We start from the raw sequence: 15,727 nt of genomic DNA on the forward strand, positions 1-15,727 counted from the left end.
GATTTTACCCTTGATTATTCCTGGAACAAATTCTCTACCATGATAGGCATGGCGGCACATTGGGCTCAAAAAAGGGGAAAAAAGACCCTGCTTGGAGGGATGAGTCCCATTGATCCTAACTGGATGCAGATGATGATTGAGCAGAAAGTGCTTGATCATATAGATGCAGTGGGAATTCATGGTTTCCCTCATGTTTTTGACCAACAGTGGAAAGGCTGGGATGTCAATATCAAGTGCATAAAAGAAGTGATGGAGAAATTTGGGTACAGTAAAGAGATCTGGATCTCTGAAGCCGGTTTCTCCACCTGGCAAAATGATGAAGTCAAGCAATACCAGGAATTTAAAAATGTTCTCAATGCCGATGCCGACAGGATCTACTGGTATTCTTTAAAAGATCTCGATCCCGTAAATTCCACCGTTGGTGGTTTCCACCTTGATGAGAGGGAATACCACTTCGGATTAAAAAAGACTGACGAAACCAAAAAGCTGCTGTACAAACTCCTCGAGAAAAATGGTCTTGAACAGGTAAAACATCAGGATTATATTCAGAAACAGTACAGGGTAAAAACCGATGAGAAATATACCCTGATAACCGGAGGTGCCGGTTTTATTGGCACTAATCTCGCTTCAAGATTCCTTTCTGAAGGGAAAAAGGTGATGATCTATGACAGCCTATTTAGAGATGGGGTTGAAGAGAACCTTCAATGGCTTCAGAAGGAATATGGAGATAAGCTCATTATTCAAATCTCAGACATCAATGAAACGCGAATACTTCAGGAATGCGTGAACCATGCTTCCGAAGTTTTCCATCTCTGCGCACAGGTTGCTGTGACATCATCGGTCACCAATCCTATTCACGATTTTAACGTAAACCTCAACGGCACCTTCCATCTTCTGGAAGCCATAAGAAAGAGTGAACATCAGCCGTCATTGATCTTTACTTCTACCAACAAGGTTTATGGAAATCTTCAGGATGTAAAAATGGTTGAAAATGAAACCAGGTTCTATCCTGCCGATTCAAAAATTAAAGAATATGGGATCAACGAAAAGATCCCGCTGGACTTCCATAGCCCTTATGGCTGCTCAAAAGGAGCTGCAGATCAGTATATTCTTGATTATTCGAGAACCTACGGTTTAAAAACGGCTGTATTCAGAATGAGTTGCATCTACGGCCCACACCAGTTTGGTACCGAAGACCAGGGCTGGGTAGCACATTTTTTAATTAGTGCACTTGAAGACAAGCCCATAACCATCTACGGAAACGGAAAACAGGTGCGGGACATTCTCTTTGTAGAAGACCTGATTGATGCCTTTATGCTGGCCCACAAGAACATTGATAAACTGGCGGGGCAGGTATTTAATATCGGCGGCGGACCTCAAAATACAGTTAGTCTCCTGGAGATCCTTAACACCATAAGGGAAAAAGCCGGAAAAGAAATGAACGTGAGTTTTGAAGACTGGCGTACGGGAGATCAATTCTACTATGTGTCCAACACCAGCAAATTCAAAGAAGCCACCGGCTGGCAGCCCAAGTATTCTGTAGATAAAGGGGTTGAACACCTCCTGAAATGGCTTTGTGAAAACCGAAATATTGAGTTACCAGCAAATTTAAATCCTACAAAAGAAATCGCCATATGAGTTCACCGCAGGCTGTACAGGAAAAAGCACCTGTAGAAGAAAACACTGCAACTGCAAAAGCCGCAGTTTTACAAGCCCCTCAAAAAGTTGATGTTGAACAAATAAAAGTAGCCGAACCCGGCCAGGGAGAAGTACGAATAAAGCTGGAAGGCAGCGGCGTATGCGCTTCAAACATTCCGGTGTGGGAAGGCCGCGACTGGTTCAATTATCCTGTAACTCCGGGAGAACCGGGCCACGAAGGCTGGGGGGTGATAGATGCCGTGGGAGAAGGAGTGACAAAATTTAAAAAGGGCGACAGGGTAACTGCCCTCACCTATAATGCCTATGCCACGCACGATATAGCAAAAGAAGAAAGCACAGTAAAACTCCCTGCTTCTTTAGAGGGGAAACCTTTCCCCGGTGAACCCCTTGGCTGCGCCATGAACATCTTTGAACGCAGCGATATCCAAAAAGGCCAAAAAGTTGCTGTTGTTGGGAGCGGATTTTTAGGACTGCTTCTCACTCAACTGGCAAAATCGGCCGGCGCCGAAGTAATTGCTGTATCCAGAAGGGAATTCTCCCTAAAGGCCGCCCAAAAAGCAGGGGCCGATCATTTGATAGAAATGGATGATCACTACAAGATCATTGAAAAAGTAAAGGAATTAACCGAAGAAAACTTTTGTGAGCGGGTGATAGAATGTACAGGAAAGGAATGGCCGCTTAACCTCTCCATAGAACTTACAGGCGAAAGAGGAAAACTTATTGTTGCCGGCTTTCATCAGGATGGGATGCGCAGCATAAACGTGCAAATGCTCAACTGGCGCGGCATAGATATGATAAGTGCCCACGAGAGGGATCCGCAGCAATACATAAAAGGGATCAAAAATGCCATAAAAGCCGTGGAAGACGGTAAAATGGATCCTTTCCCCCTGTTTACCCACAAATTCTCTCTTGAAGAAATGGAAAAAGCCTATGAACATTTAACCCAAAGGCCAGACGGATTTATAAAAGCTTTAATTGTCAACTAAGAATGATCGCAACTCAACCCACCAAAAAAGAATTATCATTAGGTTTCCTTGGCGTAGGCTGGATAGGCCGCAACCGGATGGAAGCTATTCTCAATAACACCGGCGCAAAAGCAGCTGCGATCACCGAACCAGATTCTGAAAATTGCGATGCTGCAAAAAAGAGTGCCAAAAATGCCATTTTAAAGACCTCTTCTGAAGCACTTTTTGCTGAAAAGGATCTCGATGGAATTGTTATTGCCACCCCAAGTGCTATGCATGCTCAACAAAGTATGGAAGCATTAAAAGCCGGAAAGGCTGTCTTTTGCCAAAAGCCGCTGGGCCGTACCGCCGAAGAAGTAGAACAGGTGGTCGCAGCCTCTCGCGAGGCAAATAAGCTGCTTTCTGTAGATCTTTCCTACCGTTACACCAAAGCTTTTAAAGCGGTTTACGATACCATCCAAAAAGGGGAAATAGGAGACATCTTTGCCGTAGACCTCACCTTTCACAATGCCTACGGGCCAGATAAGGAATGGTTCTACGACATTAAAAGATCGGGCGGAGGTTGCGTGATGGATCTTGGTATCCACCTGATAGATCTCGCCCTGTGGAGCCTTGATTTCCCTGAGATCAAAGACGTGCAGAGCCGCTTGTACCACAAAGGACAAAAACTCACTTCTTTTGAAGAACATGTAGAAGATTTTGCAAGTGTTGCAATGACTTCAGAAAAAGATCAGGCAATAAACCTCGAGTGTTCCTGGCATGTTTCTGCCGGAAAGGATGCGATCATAGAAGCCACTTTTTACGGTACAAAAGGAGGTGCTTCCTTCAAAAATATCAACGGCTCTTTCTATGATTTTAAAGCCGAAAAATATCACGGTACCCAAACCGAAACTCTTGTAACACCACCCGATGAGTGGAGTGGCCGCGCCGGAGTGGTATGGGTAGAAAACCTTCTTGAAAATGACACTTTTGACGAGAAAACTGCCACTCAATTTATAAAAACAGCCCAGGTAATAGACCGAATTTATGGAAGATAAGCAAATGAAGATTCTAATGACTACCGATACGGTAGGCGGCGTATGGGTGTATTCCCTGGAGCTATGCCGGGCCCTTGCGCAGTATGATGTGCAGGTACACCTGGTGGCCATGGGCGCCTGGCCATCACCGGCACAACAGGTGGAAGCCGGGGAGATCTCCAACGTCACTTTTTACAAGAGCGACTTTAAGCTCGAATGGATGGAAGATCCCTGGGAAGACGTAGAGCGGTCGCGAAAATGGATCAACTGTATTTATCAAACCATACAACCCGATATTGTTCACCTCAACAACTACGCACAGGTAGAAAAAGAATGGACTGCGCCGGTAGTAACGGTTTTCCACTCCTGTGTGCAAACCTGGTGGCAGGCAGTAAAGGGCATTAAAGCACCTCATGAATGGGATCATTACACGCAAACTGTAAAAGAATCGCTTGAAGATTCGAACATGGTAGTTGCTCCTACAAAAGCCATTCTTCAAAAGGCGAAGGAGATCCATCAGTTCAGTTCAAAATCTAAAGTTATAAGTAACGGAAGAGTTGTTCCTTCGGAAGTAAAAGCGCCAAAAGAAAAATTCATTTTATGCATGGGCAGGATGTGGGATGAAGCTAAAAATCTGCCTTTGCTTTCGAACATTGCCGAAAGATTGCCATGGCCGGTATATGTTGCCGGTGCAGCAATCCACCCTGATACAGGGAAAAAATGCAAGCTCGAAAATGTAAAATTCCTCGGAAAATTAACCCCCGAAGAAGTGCAGCACTGGATGCAGCGCGCCAGCATCTTTGTGAGCCCTACCCGCTATGAACCCTTTGGCCTTGCTATTCTTGAGGCTGCGGGCAATGGATGTGCACTGGTGTTGAGCAACCTCGATACGCTTCAGGAGTTATGGGATGGTAGTGCCTTGTTCTTTGACCCCGAAAACGAAGAAGAAGCCGAAAAAACCATTGTTCGGCTACTTGAAAGTCCTGAGTTTTTAGAGCAACTTTCAGCAAAAGCAAGAGAACGGGCAAAACAGTATTCCGCAGAAAAAATGGGGGCCGCCTATAACGACCTCTATCGCGAAATACTTGAAAAAGAATACAAATTAATAAGTCTATGAAAATAGTGATGTTTTACCATTCCCTCTATTCCGACTGGAATCACGGGAATGCGCATTTTTTACGCGGAATTGTCAAGGAACTACAAAAACGAGGGCACGACGTAGATGTCTATGAACCCGAAGGTGGCTGGAGCCTGCAAAACCTGCTGAAGGATCATGGGGCCGAGCAGCTTGATGAGTTCAGGCAGTATTATCCGTCGCTAAACCCGCAGTTCTACAATCCCGAGAAAAAACTGAACTATCAAAACATATTGAGCAACGCCGACCTTGTGATCGTTCACGAGTGGAATGAGCCCAGCCTTATTGCTGAAATAGGCCGAAAAAAGGAAAAATTCAATTTCAAATTGCTATTTCACGATACCCATCACCGGGCAGTTTCAGCTGAAGAGGAAATGAAGAAATTCGATTTTTCACACTTTGACGGGGCTCTCGTCTTTGGAGATGTGATTAAGAAGATCTACGAAGAAAAGAATTGGGTAGACAAAGTATGGACCTGGCATGAAGCAGCCGACGCCGATTTCTTTAGCCCCAACCGCGATGAAGAAAAAGAAGGCGACCTGGTGTGGATTGGCAACTGGGGCGACGGTGAACGTACCGAAGAACTCATGGAATTCCTTATAAAACCCATTAAAGAGTTAAAGCTGAAAGCAAAGGTCTACGGCGTTCGCTATCCTGAAAAAGCTCAAAAAGCCCTGGCCGATGCCGGGATTGAATATGGGGGTTACCTGCCAAACTACAAGGTGCCCGAGGTTTTTGCCAAATACAAGGTGACGGTACATGTGCCGCGACGGCCTTATGTTGAAATGTTGCCGGGAATACCTACAATCAGGCCGTTTGAAGCGTTATCCTGCGGAATTCCGCTTATTTGTTCTCCCTGGAATGATGCCGAAGATCTCTTCACACCCGGCGAAGATTATTTGATCGCAAAAGACGGAAATGATATGGGCTACAAACTTGCCGAGGTACTTAAGAGTCCGCACCTGGCGAAAAGCCTCTCCGACAATGGAAGAAAAACCATCCTCGAGAATCATACCTGCGCCCATAAAGTAAATACTTTAGAAGGTATTTTACAGGAAATTGGTATGCCCAAAGACAATATCTTTCCCATTCACCACAAAACCATGGAAGCATGAAAAGAGACCTGAAAATTGCCTTTTTTGGCTCCAGTATCGTATCGGCTTATTGGAACGGTGCCGCAACTTACTACCGGGGCATTGTTAAGGCGCTACATAAAATGGGGCACGAAGTGACATTTTACGAACCCGATATTTACGAACGCCAGAAGCACCGGGATATAGAAGATCCCGAATGGTGTAAAGTGGTGGTTTATCCTGAAGATAAAGTGAGCCTGCAGGCGTTGCTAAGGGAAGCTTCGGAAGCCGACGTCATCATAAAAGCCAGCGGCGTTGGCGCATTTGATGATTTTCTTGAAGATGCCGTAGTACAGCTGAAGAAAGATGACAACCTTATCATTTTTTGGGATGTTGACGCCCCTGCCACGTTAGACAGGATAGAATCTGACCCTTCAGATCCTTTCAATGCCCTTGTTCCCAGGTACGACTTTGTGCTCACCTATGGTGGCGGGCAGCCGGTAATAGACGCTTACGAGCGCAACGGCGCAAAAAGATGTATTCCTATCTACAACGCTCTGGATACCGACACCCATTTTCCTGTGGAACCACAAAAAGAATTTGATGGTACTTTGGCCTTTTTGGGCAACCGTCTTCCCGACCGTGAAAAGCGGGTAGAAGAATTCTTTATCAAACCGGCGCAAAATCTTTCCGAAGAAAAATTCCTGCTTGGCGGCAGCGGCTGGGGCGATAAATCCATGCCCAAAAACATAAAATATCTGGGGCATGTTTATACTAAAGATCACAACGCCTTTAACTGTACCCCAAAAGCAGTTTTAAACATAAGCCGTGACAGTATGGCCAAATACGGCTTCTCTCCTGCCACCCGTGTCTTTGAAGCTGCCGGTGCCGGTGCCTGTTTAATAACAGATTACTGGAAAGGGATTGAGACCTTCTTTGAACCTGGGAAAGAGATCCTGGTGGCCAACAGCGGGGAAGAGGTAGAAATGATCCTTGCGGGCCTTACTTCAGAAAAAGCCAAACAAATAGGCGATGCAGCATATAAAAAGGTACTCTCTGCCCACACCTACGAGCATAGGGCCGAACTGCTGGAATCGGTTATTTCTGAAAAATTAAAAGCCGAAACCAAACCCGTTGAATAAAAACACCAGCTAATGAAATTTGTTATTATAGGACTTTCGGTCACTTCATCATGGGGAAACGGGCACGCCACCACCTATCGTGCGCTTCTCAAAGAGCTAAAGGCGCTGGGGCATGACATACTGTTCCTCGAGAAAGATGTGCCCTGGTATTCGCCCCACCGCGATATGCCTGCACCCGATTTTTGTAAGGTAGGCCTCTATAAAACCAATGAAGAGCTAAAAACCGACTATAAAAAAGAAGTTGCCGAAGCCGATGTAGTCATAGTAGGTTCTTATGTGCAGCAAGGGGTAGAAGTGGGCAACTGGGCCATAGAAACTGCCAACGGCGTTACAGCTTTTTACGATATTGATACACCCGTAACTTTGGCCAAACTTGAAAGAAAAGACTACGAATATCTCGACCCCAATATCATCCCAAAATATGATCTTTATTTGTCATTTTCGGGAGGTCCAATTTTGAAGCACCTCGAAGATCACTATGGTTCTCCTATGGCTAGAGCTTTATATTGTTCGGTAGACCCCGATCTTTATTACCCCGAAGATCAACCAAAAGACTTTAAGCTGGGATACCTTGGAACTTACAGCGATGACCGGCAACCTACAGTAGAAGAATTGCTCAACAAACCTGCCGCTAACTTTTTTTCGGAAAAATTTGTGGTTGCAGGGCCGCAATATCCCGAAGATTATGCCTGGTCTAAGAATGTAGAGCGCATTGACCACCTCCCTCCTGCTGAACACCGTAAGTTCTACAACTCGCAGGAATTTACCCTGAATGTCACCCGGCAGGATATGATAAAAGCAGGTTATTCCCCCAGCGTGCGGCTGTTTGAAGCTGCAGCATGTGGTGTGCCGATAATTTCAGATTACTGGGATGGCATCCACAGCATTTTTGATCAGGGCACCGAGATCCTCATTGCCCGAAGCAGCGACGAAGTAGAGGAATATTTCAGAAATACTTTGGAATCACAGAGAAAGGAGATTGGCGAAAACGCCAGGCAAAAAGTACTGAAATCTCACACTGCACGGGCGAGAGCAAAAGAATTGATAAATTATGTGAAGGAGGTACACCAGCCTTCAGAAAAAGTTTAAATATGTCTACGCAAACTGAAGTAAAAGAACTCGAACCCTGGTTCCATAATATCCATTTACCCGATGGTACTCAAACGGCTCCCAATCATTTTCTGGGAGATTTTCCCGGTTTTAAATGGGAAAAGATCAAAGAGAGTATTCCGCAGGATCTTGAAGGCTGGAAAGTACTTGACATTGGCTGCAATGCCGGGTTTTACTCGCTGGAACTGGCAAAACGCGGGGCCGATGTGCTGGCCATAGATCTTGATGAACATTACCTGAAGCAGGCAAAATGGGCAGCAAAAAAATTTGGCCTTGACGATAAGATCAGGTTTAAACAAATGCAGGTGTATGACCTTGCCCATTCCGAAGAAAAGTTTGACCTCATCTGGTTTATGGGCGTTTTTTACCATTTGCGCTACCCTATGCTGGCCCTTGACATTTTATCTCAAAAAGTGAAAAAAAAGATGGTCTTCCAAACGCTTTCCCTGCCCGGGCAGGAAGAAATGGAAGTACCCGAAGATGTGGAATTTCACAAACGGGAGATCATGAAAGAAGATGCCTGGCCAAAAATGGCATTTATAGAGCATAAACTTGCAGGAGATCCTACCAACTGGTGGGCTCCAAACCACCAAGGCATTATTTCGATGCTGCAAAGCTGCGGACTCAAAGTAACCGCCATGCCCGAAGATGAAACCTACGTGGCTAAAAAAGATGCCTCGCTGCACTCCAGCCTTGACACCTGGAATTATTCTGAATATCTCTCGGCAGTGGGTAAAGACTGGAAAGAAGAGGTAGATAAAAAAACCAAGAAGTAGTAAAGCCGTAATATATTGCGGCTCCGAAGCAAAAAGAAACTATGAATTTTAAAAAAGAAGACCTGTGAGGTTTTAAAAACCTCACAGGTCTCTGTGTTTTAGCGTTTAGGTTCGATAACAAAATTTTCGGGCGGAGTTGCTCCCAGCAGGTGCTCCACAAAATAATCCCAGCGGCGACGCATCATGTAGTAAGAATCTTCTCCAAACCCATGGCGGGCATTGGGAAAAATAATAAGATCAAAATCCTTATTTGCATCTATAAGCGCGTCAACAACCAGGTAAGAATTATAAGGCGGCACATTGTCATCTAATCCGCCGTGGGCCAGCAGGAGCTTTCCCTGCAGGTTTTCGGCGTAGTTCTGGTTGGCCTGCGCATCGTAATTATCTTTGCTATCGGGACCTTTGGTCATCAACCCGATATACCTCTCTCCCCAATCATCTTCGTAATTGCGGTTATCGTGGTTACCAGACTCAGCAATCCCTACCGAATAAAATTCGGGATGGCGAAACATAGCTGCAGCGGCGGCAAAACCACCTCCCGAATGCCCCCAGATCCCAACTTTTTCAGCATCTATGTAAGGATATTTTTTGGCAAGTTGTCTTATTCCGGCTTTTTGATCTTCTAAGGTGTTTCCTGAAATATCTCCGTAGCAGGCATCGTGAAAAGCTTTGGAACGACCTGGATTACACGAACCGTCAATGAGTATCACCACAAACCCCAGTTCGGCCAGTGCCTGATGATCGCTGCGTGCAGCCGAGAAATTTCGACTTCCCACACTACCTCCCTGCGGCCCCGGGTAAACATAATTCACCACCGGATACTTTTTGTTTTCATCAAGATGAGTGGGCGTGAACATGAGGCCGTAAAGATCCCACTGCCCATCTGCCGACTTTACCGTAACGGGCTGTGGCGCTTTCCAACCTATTGCCTTTAATCGGGAAATATCTGACTCCTCTAAAATGGCAATTTTCTTTCCCTTTTTATTCCGAAGCACCGCAACAGGTGGCGTGGTTGGCGTGGAATAACTATCAACAAAATATTCGTGATCTGGAGAAAAATAAATGTTGTGGTTGGCATTTTCGGGGGTTAGGAGTTTAAGGTTTTTTCCGCTGAAATCTACACGGTACAAATGTGAAAAATATGGATCACGCCCTGCTTCCTTACCATTGGCCTCGAAGTAAAGCACACGGTTTTTCTCGTCTACATGAAGCAGCCGGGTCACTACAAAATCTCCTTTGGTAATTTGCTGCTTCAGTTTACCGGTGTTGAGGTCGTACAAATACAGGTGCCCCCAGTTATCCCTTTCAGAATACCAGATGATCTCGTTGCTCTTTGGCAAATATTTCCAGTTGATGCTGCCCTGCCCCGATTCATACTGAGTTTCTATAGTTTCAGTAAAAATTTCTTTTACCTCACCGGTAGCAGCATCGGCTAATTGCAGTTTGGCTTCTTTATGGTCGCGAGAAGTAGAAACAAATGCGAGTTTCGTGGCATCTTCATTCCAATAATTATCGTCAAAGGCACCGCTGCAGGAAATATCATCACATAATGTTCCGCGGCGAGGATCGGGCTCTGTTTGCAGTTCAATCACCTTGGGGTTATCTACCTCCACAATCACACGATGTATCTTGATCACCTCTTCATCTTCGGGCAGCGGGTATTTCCACTTTTGCAGGTTTGGAGCACCAACCTTTGTCTCCACCAGGTACATATCGCTAATGTGTCTTTGATCCTGCCTGTAGGTAGCAAGCTTTTTAGAATCGGGCGACCAGAGCACAATAGGCCTGTCACTCTTTCTCCACCCGGCATTATCTGTAGCGTAACCAAAGTTTTCTATCCCGTCTTTGGTGAGTTGTTTTTCTTCCCCGGTTTCGAGATTGCGCAGCCACAGGTTCCAGTCTTTGATGTAAACCACCTTCTTGGCATCTGGCGACAGGATCTCATCTCGTGAAACTTCGGGCGTTGTTGTCTTTTCCTCTTTCTTCGGAAGCAACTCGGCCAAAGAAGAAGCTGTATTTTTTTTTCCTGAAGAAGGATCTACCAGTACATATTGGGTTCCTTCCGAAGTATTTATCCTATACCAGAAACGGCCATCTTCAAGCCAGGTTGGCCTTACATTACTCCGGTAAACCAGATCATTTGTATTAAAACGAAGGAATTTTGTGGCCTGCGCGTAATCTTCGACCGTAATTTGTTTGACAGGCTGTTGGGCAAAAGTGCTTAAAAACGTCAGCAAAAACAGGCTGCTCAAAAATGGGATTTTCTTCATGATTTTACTTTAGAAAACTTCAGGGACAAGATACACAAAGTAGTTTTTGTAAAAAATACACACGTTTACCTGTCAAAAAATGCAGAATTAATTCTCTTTTGGGAAGTTTCCGTCTCAGCTTTCTTATTTTTGAAGAAATACTACCACAACATGCTTTGTATAAAACACCATTCTACAGACCCTTACTTCAATATAGCTACAGATGAGTATATTTTTAAACACATCAAAGAAGACTGTTTTATGCTGTGGCGCAATGACAATGCGATCATTGTGGGCAAACACCAGAACACCCAGGCAGAGATCAACCACGACTATGTAAAGGAAAGAGGGATAAAGGTGGTAAGGCGGCTCTCTGGTGGCGGTGCAGTGTATCACGACCTGGGCAACCTTAACTTCTCGTTTACCCGCACGGGCGAGAATTATGAAATGATAGATTTTGAACGTTACACGCGGCCAATCATTGCGGTGCTGAAGGAACTGGGAGTGAACGCAAAATTTGAAGGCCGTAATGACCTCACCATTGAAGGGAAGAAATTTTCGGGCAACGCCGAGCACGTTTTTAAGAACAAGGTGCTGCATCACGGCACGCTGCTCTTTTCTTCAGAAATGACAGATGTGAGCGGGGCGCTTAAGATCAACCCTTTAAAATACAAGGATAGAGGCGTAAAATCGGTTCCCAACCGCGTGACCAATATCAGCGATCACCTTCCCGAAAAAATTAGTCTTGATGAGTTTACCAATAAGATTATGGATTACATTATCCACAATTTTGAAGATGCGCGACTTTACGAATTCACCGATGAAGATTTGGCTGCAATCCAGAAGATAAGGGATGAAAAATACAGCACCTGGGAATGGAATTTTGGCTACTCGCCCGACTATAATTTTAAGCAGGGCGCCCGCACTCCCGGCGGCACTGTAGAGATGAATATGAACGTGACCAATGGGATCATTCAAAAGGTGAAGATTACCGGCGATTTTTTCCATATTCGCGATATAGGCCCCATAGAAGAAGCCCTTGAGAATACCCGGCACGAAGAAAAGATGATTCGGCAAAAATTATCTCAGTTTGACCTGGGAGAATATTTCAACAAGATTAGCGAAGATGACCTTGTGGCAATCATGTTTTAAAGATTACTAACCAAAAAAACCTGAATGGAATTACTTATTTTATATGCGGTCCTTGCCATTTTCTTTTCTTTCATGTGCTCTATCCTGGAGGCAGCTTTTTTGAGCTTTACACCCTCATTTCTCAAGATAAAACTGAGAGAGGGCAAAGGTTACGCCCGCACGCTCACCAAATTTAAACAAGACGTTGACAAGCCTTTAATCGCCATTCTCACCATTAACACCATCGCACACACCGTGGGTGCAATTCTTGTGGGGGTGCAGGCAGAGAAAGTATATGGCGACGGCGGTAACGCAGTGGGAATAGTTTCGGCTATAATGACCCTTGCGATTTTAATTGTTTCTGAAATAATCCCGAAAACCATTGGCGCCACCTACTGGAAAAATCTTGGGAATTTTACTGCGAAATCCCTTACGGCTTTTATTATCCCGTTAAAATACAGCGGTGTGCTGTGGCTCATGATGCTCACTACAAAACTCATTGGGAAATCGGCACACGTGTCTTCCATGAGCCGGGAAGAATTCATTGCAATTACCGATGTAGCCGAAGAAGAAGGGGTTTTTGAAGAGCAGGAAACCACCGTGATCAAGAACATGCTCCTGTTCAAAAAAGTGAAGGCCAAAGATGTGATGACCCCTTTCTCTGTTGCCGTGACCGAAGATGAAAACAGAAGTATAGAAGATTTTCACAGGGAGCATCGAAATTTGAAGTTTTCGCGTATTCCGTTGTATGACAAGAGGCAGAATAACATTACAGGATTTGTCTTAAAAGATGATATCCTTGAAGAAATGGTAGATCAAAAAGGGCCCGAGCCTCTTAGCACTTTAAAGAGGAACATCCCCATGACTTCTGAAGATACGCCAATTCCGCAGTTATTCAATCGTTTTATACAGGAGAGAACACATCTCGCCATGGTGGTAGATCACTATGGTAACACTATTGGTCTTGTTACTATGGAAGACATTATTGAAACCCTCATGGGGCTGGAGATTATGGACGAGAGCGACAACGTACAGGATATGCAGGTACTGGCCCGTGAAAACTGGGAAAAAAGAGCCCGTAAACTGGGACTTTTAAAGCAGGATCAGTCTAATATCAACGAAAAGAGCAATGAATAAAGCTTCGGTAAAAACGCCGCTCGGAAATGCAATTTTTGAAGGGGATGCCAATGGGATCTCAAAGCTTTATCTCACCGAAGAAATATCCGAAACAACTTCAGTTTCTACGCCATTTCTTCAGGAGGCGAAAGAGCAGCTTCAGCAGTATTTTTCGGGGGAGCTGCAGCAATTTGATCTTAAGCTTAATCCGCAGGGTACAGATTTTCAGAAGAGGGTGTGGCAGGCCCTGCAAAACATCCCGTATGGCAAGACTGCTTCTTACATGGAGCTGGCGAAGAAACTTGGCGACCCATTGGCGATAAGAGCCGTGGCAGCAGCAAATGGAAAGAACCCGCTGTGGATCCTGGTTCCCTGCCATAGAGTAATTGGCAGTGACGGATCCCTGACAGGATATGCCGGCGGACTGTGGCGAAAAAAGTGGTTGCTGGATCACGAACAGCCGTCTAAACAACAAAGCCTTGCGCTATGAGAGGTGTCAAAAAAGGCATTTTTGGAACCCTTCTTTTCCTGGCGCTTGTCGTTGGCCTTATCTACCTGTTCAATTTTGATTATATCTTCAAAGGCATTCAGTCTACTTATTTGCAGGGGCATCTTACCGCCCACATTGATGATCATAAATTCTTTGACAACCGCAAAATAGAAGCCGGAACGCCCCAACCGTGGCCACAGCACAAGAATTACAACCAATTTGATCTTTCAAAAGAACTTCAGGAGAAGAATAAAACCGCCGAAACCATTGCTTTTTTGATCATCAAAAATGACAGCATCCTGTACGAAAGCTATTCTAAAGAATACGGGCCGCTCTCGCACACCAACTCTTTTTCGGTCGCAAAAAGCCTCGTGGCAGCAATGCTTGGAAAAGCCATTTTTGAAGGTCATATCAAGAACCTCGATCAACCGGTAGCCGACTTTTTTCCGCAGTTTGATGAAAGGCTCAAGTTGCGCCATCTTGTGTCAATGTCTTCAGGTTTAAACTGGGATGAAGATTATTACAATCCTTTTTCCATGACCATTAGAGCCTATCTTGATGACAATATCAGGCAAATCGTCATGGATCTGGAAGTGGTAGAAGAACCCGGAAAGGACTTTAAATACCTGAGCGGCAACACGCTGCTGCTTGCTATGGTTTTGGAAAAAGCAACGGGAAAAAATGTTTCTGAATACCTGAGTGAAAGCTACTGGAAACCCATGGGCATGGAGACTTACGCACTTTGGCAGCTGGACAGCGAAGAAAGCGGCATGGAAAAAGCCTATTGCTGTATCGCTTCAAATGCTCGCGATTTTGCCCGCTTCGGAAAGCTTTACAATGACTTCGGAAAATGGAACGGAAAACCACTGCTGGATTCGGTTTATGTGGCAGAATCAATTCGGCCGCAGCTGAAGGATTATCCACATTACGGGCTGGGCATCTGGCTTGAGGAATTTAAAGGGCAGCAAGTGTTTTACTTCCGCGGAATACTGGGACAGTATGTGATCGTACTTCCGAAGAAAAATATCATCATAGTAAGATTGGGGCACGAAGGCGGAGAAGTTCCTGAAGATAAAGAACATCCCAATGATTTTTATTTTTATCTTGAGGAGGTGTTAAACACCCTTGAAGCTCATGATCAAGAAAATAGCGCTGCGCAACCTGCTGTTCCTGGACATTGAAACAGTTCCCGAAAATGCCACTTTTGCCGAACTTTCTGAAGAAAAACAGAAGTTATGGGAAGCAAAATCTCAATACCAGCGCAAAGAAGAATTTTCTCCCGAAGAGTTTTACGACCGGGCCGGAATCTGGGCCGAATTTGGAAAGATTGTTTGTATTTCGGTAGGGTATTTCGCTTTTCAGGGAGAGAAAAGAACTTTTAGGACAACAACCTTCTGCGGAGAGGAAAAAGAGCTACTAACAGCCTTTAAAGGCCTTATTGAAAGGCATTTTGGCCGACCCCAACACCTGCTCTGCGCCCATAACGGGAAAGAATTCGATTTCCCTTACATTGCCCGGAGAATGCTTATTCACAATATTGAACTGCCCAACAAACTTAACCTCTTTGGAAAAAAGCCGTGGGAAGTGCCACATTTAGACACCCTCGAATTGTGGAAATTTGGAGATCACAAACACTACACCTCGCTAAAACTTCTTTGTAATGTACTGGGAATACCTTCTCCCAAAGAAGATATTGACGGCAGCCAGGTATGCAAGGTGTTTTATGAAGAAGGTGACCTAAGCAGGATAGTTTCGTACTGCGAGAGAGATGTGGTGGCCATTGCGCAGGTAATACTTAGGCTAAGGCAGGAGCCGCTTCTTGAAAGTGACGAAATTATGCATGTGGAGATTCCTTAAGGAACTGT

Annotated in this window: 14 protein-coding genes; 13 read left to right on the top strand and 1 reads right to left on the bottom strand. The window is 44.9% G+C overall.

Annotation, left to right across the window (positions count from 1 at the left end; genetic code table 11):
• The 8 genes from OQ279_RS11630 to OQ279_RS11665 all read left to right on the top strand — a co-directional run.
• A partial coding sequence (locus tag OQ279_RS11630) for a GDP-mannose 4,6-dehydratase (RefSeq protein ID WP_266070097.1) occupies window positions 1–1,638 on the top strand: 1,638 nt, incomplete at its 5' end.
• Window positions 1,635–2,645, top strand: coding sequence for an MDR/zinc-dependent alcohol dehydrogenase-like family protein (locus OQ279_RS11635; protein ID WP_266070098.1), 1,011 nt, complete (start codon window positions 1,635–1,637; stop codon window positions 2,643–2,645). The genes OQ279_RS11630 and OQ279_RS11635, both read left to right, overlap by 4 nt.
• Window positions 2,646–2,647: 2 nt before the next feature.
• Window positions 2,648–3,661, top strand: coding sequence for a Gfo/Idh/MocA family protein (locus tag OQ279_RS11640; protein ID WP_266070099.1), 1,014 nt, complete (start codon window positions 2,648–2,650; stop codon window positions 3,659–3,661).
• Between the two features lie 4 nt (window positions 3,662–3,665).
• Window positions 3,666–4,757, top strand: a complete 1,092-nt coding sequence (locus OQ279_RS11645) for a glycosyltransferase family 4 protein (protein ID WP_266070100.1) — start codon at window positions 3,666–3,668, stop codon at window positions 4,755–4,757.
• Complete coding sequence (locus OQ279_RS11650; RefSeq protein WP_266070101.1) at window positions 4,754–5,890, top strand: CgeB family protein; 1,137 nt, start codon at window positions 4,754–4,756, stop codon at window positions 5,888–5,890. Before OQ279_RS11645 ends, OQ279_RS11650 begins: the two co-directional genes overlap by 4 nt.
• Window positions 5,887–6,990, top strand: coding sequence for a CgeB family protein (locus tag OQ279_RS11655; RefSeq protein WP_266070102.1), 1,104 nt, complete (start codon window positions 5,887–5,889; stop codon window positions 6,988–6,990). Before OQ279_RS11650 ends, OQ279_RS11655 begins: the two co-directional genes overlap by 4 nt.
• A gap of 12 nt (window positions 6,991–7,002) precedes the next feature.
• Window positions 7,003–8,079 carry a CgeB family protein gene (locus OQ279_RS11660; RefSeq protein WP_266070103.1) on the top strand — a complete coding sequence of 359 codons (1,077 nt, stop codon included), beginning with the start codon at window positions 7,003–7,005 and terminating at the stop codon, window positions 8,077–8,079.
• Window positions 8,080–8,081: 2 nt separating this feature from the next.
• The gene (locus OQ279_RS11665) at window positions 8,082–8,876 is read left to right on the top strand and encodes a TIGR04290 family methyltransferase (protein WP_266070104.1); all 795 of its coding nucleotides are present in this window, start codon (window positions 8,082–8,084) and stop codon (window positions 8,874–8,876) included.
• Between the two features lie 98 nt (window positions 8,877–8,974).
• Here the strand turns inward: OQ279_RS11665 and OQ279_RS11670 are convergent, their stop codons facing one another.
• A complete protein-coding gene (locus OQ279_RS11670) occupies window positions 8,975–11,146 on the bottom strand; it encodes a S9 family peptidase (protein WP_266070105.1) in 2,172 nt (723 codons plus the stop codon).
• A 150-nt stretch (window positions 11,147–11,296) separates the two neighbouring features.
• On the opposite strand from OQ279_RS11670, the gene lplA reads away from it, so the two are divergent.
• Genes lplA through OQ279_RS11695 form a run of 5 tightly spaced genes read left to right on the top strand, consistent with a single transcriptional unit; the run spans window position 11,297 to window position 15,719 of the window.
• The gene (gene lplA, locus OQ279_RS11675) at window positions 11,297–12,277 is read left to right on the top strand and encodes a lipoate--protein ligase (RefSeq protein ID WP_266070106.1); all 981 of its coding nucleotides are present in this window, start codon (window positions 11,297–11,299) and stop codon (window positions 12,275–12,277) included.
• 24 nt (window positions 12,278–12,301) lie between these two features.
• The gene (locus OQ279_RS11680) at window positions 12,302–13,393 is read left to right on the top strand and encodes a CNNM domain-containing protein (RefSeq protein WP_266070107.1); all 1,092 of its coding nucleotides are present in this window, start codon (window positions 12,302–12,304) and stop codon (window positions 13,391–13,393) included.
• Window positions 13,386–13,862, top strand: a complete 477-nt coding sequence (locus OQ279_RS11685; protein WP_266070108.1) for a methylated-DNA--[protein]-cysteine S-methyltransferase — start codon at window positions 13,386–13,388, stop codon at window positions 13,860–13,862. Before OQ279_RS11680 ends, OQ279_RS11685 begins: the two co-directional genes overlap by 8 nt.
• Window positions 13,859–15,043 (top strand): serine hydrolase domain-containing protein, encoded by a 1,185-nt coding sequence (locus OQ279_RS11690; protein WP_266070109.1) that lies wholly within the window; start codon window positions 13,859–13,861, stop codon window positions 15,041–15,043. The genes OQ279_RS11685 and OQ279_RS11690 overlap by 4 nt, the downstream gene beginning before the upstream one ends.
• Window positions 14,997–15,719 carry a 3'-5' exonuclease gene (locus OQ279_RS11695; protein WP_266070110.1) on the top strand — a complete coding sequence of 241 codons (723 nt, stop codon included), beginning with the start codon at window positions 14,997–14,999 and terminating at the stop codon, window positions 15,717–15,719. The genes OQ279_RS11690 and OQ279_RS11695 overlap by 47 nt, the downstream gene beginning before the upstream one ends.
• Window positions 15,720–15,727: the final 8 nt, after the last annotated feature.

Source organism: Salinimicrobium profundisediminis, assembly GCF_026241755.1.
Lineage (GTDB): Bacteria > Bacteroidota > Bacteroidia > Flavobacteriales > Flavobacteriaceae > Salinimicrobium > Salinimicrobium profundisediminis.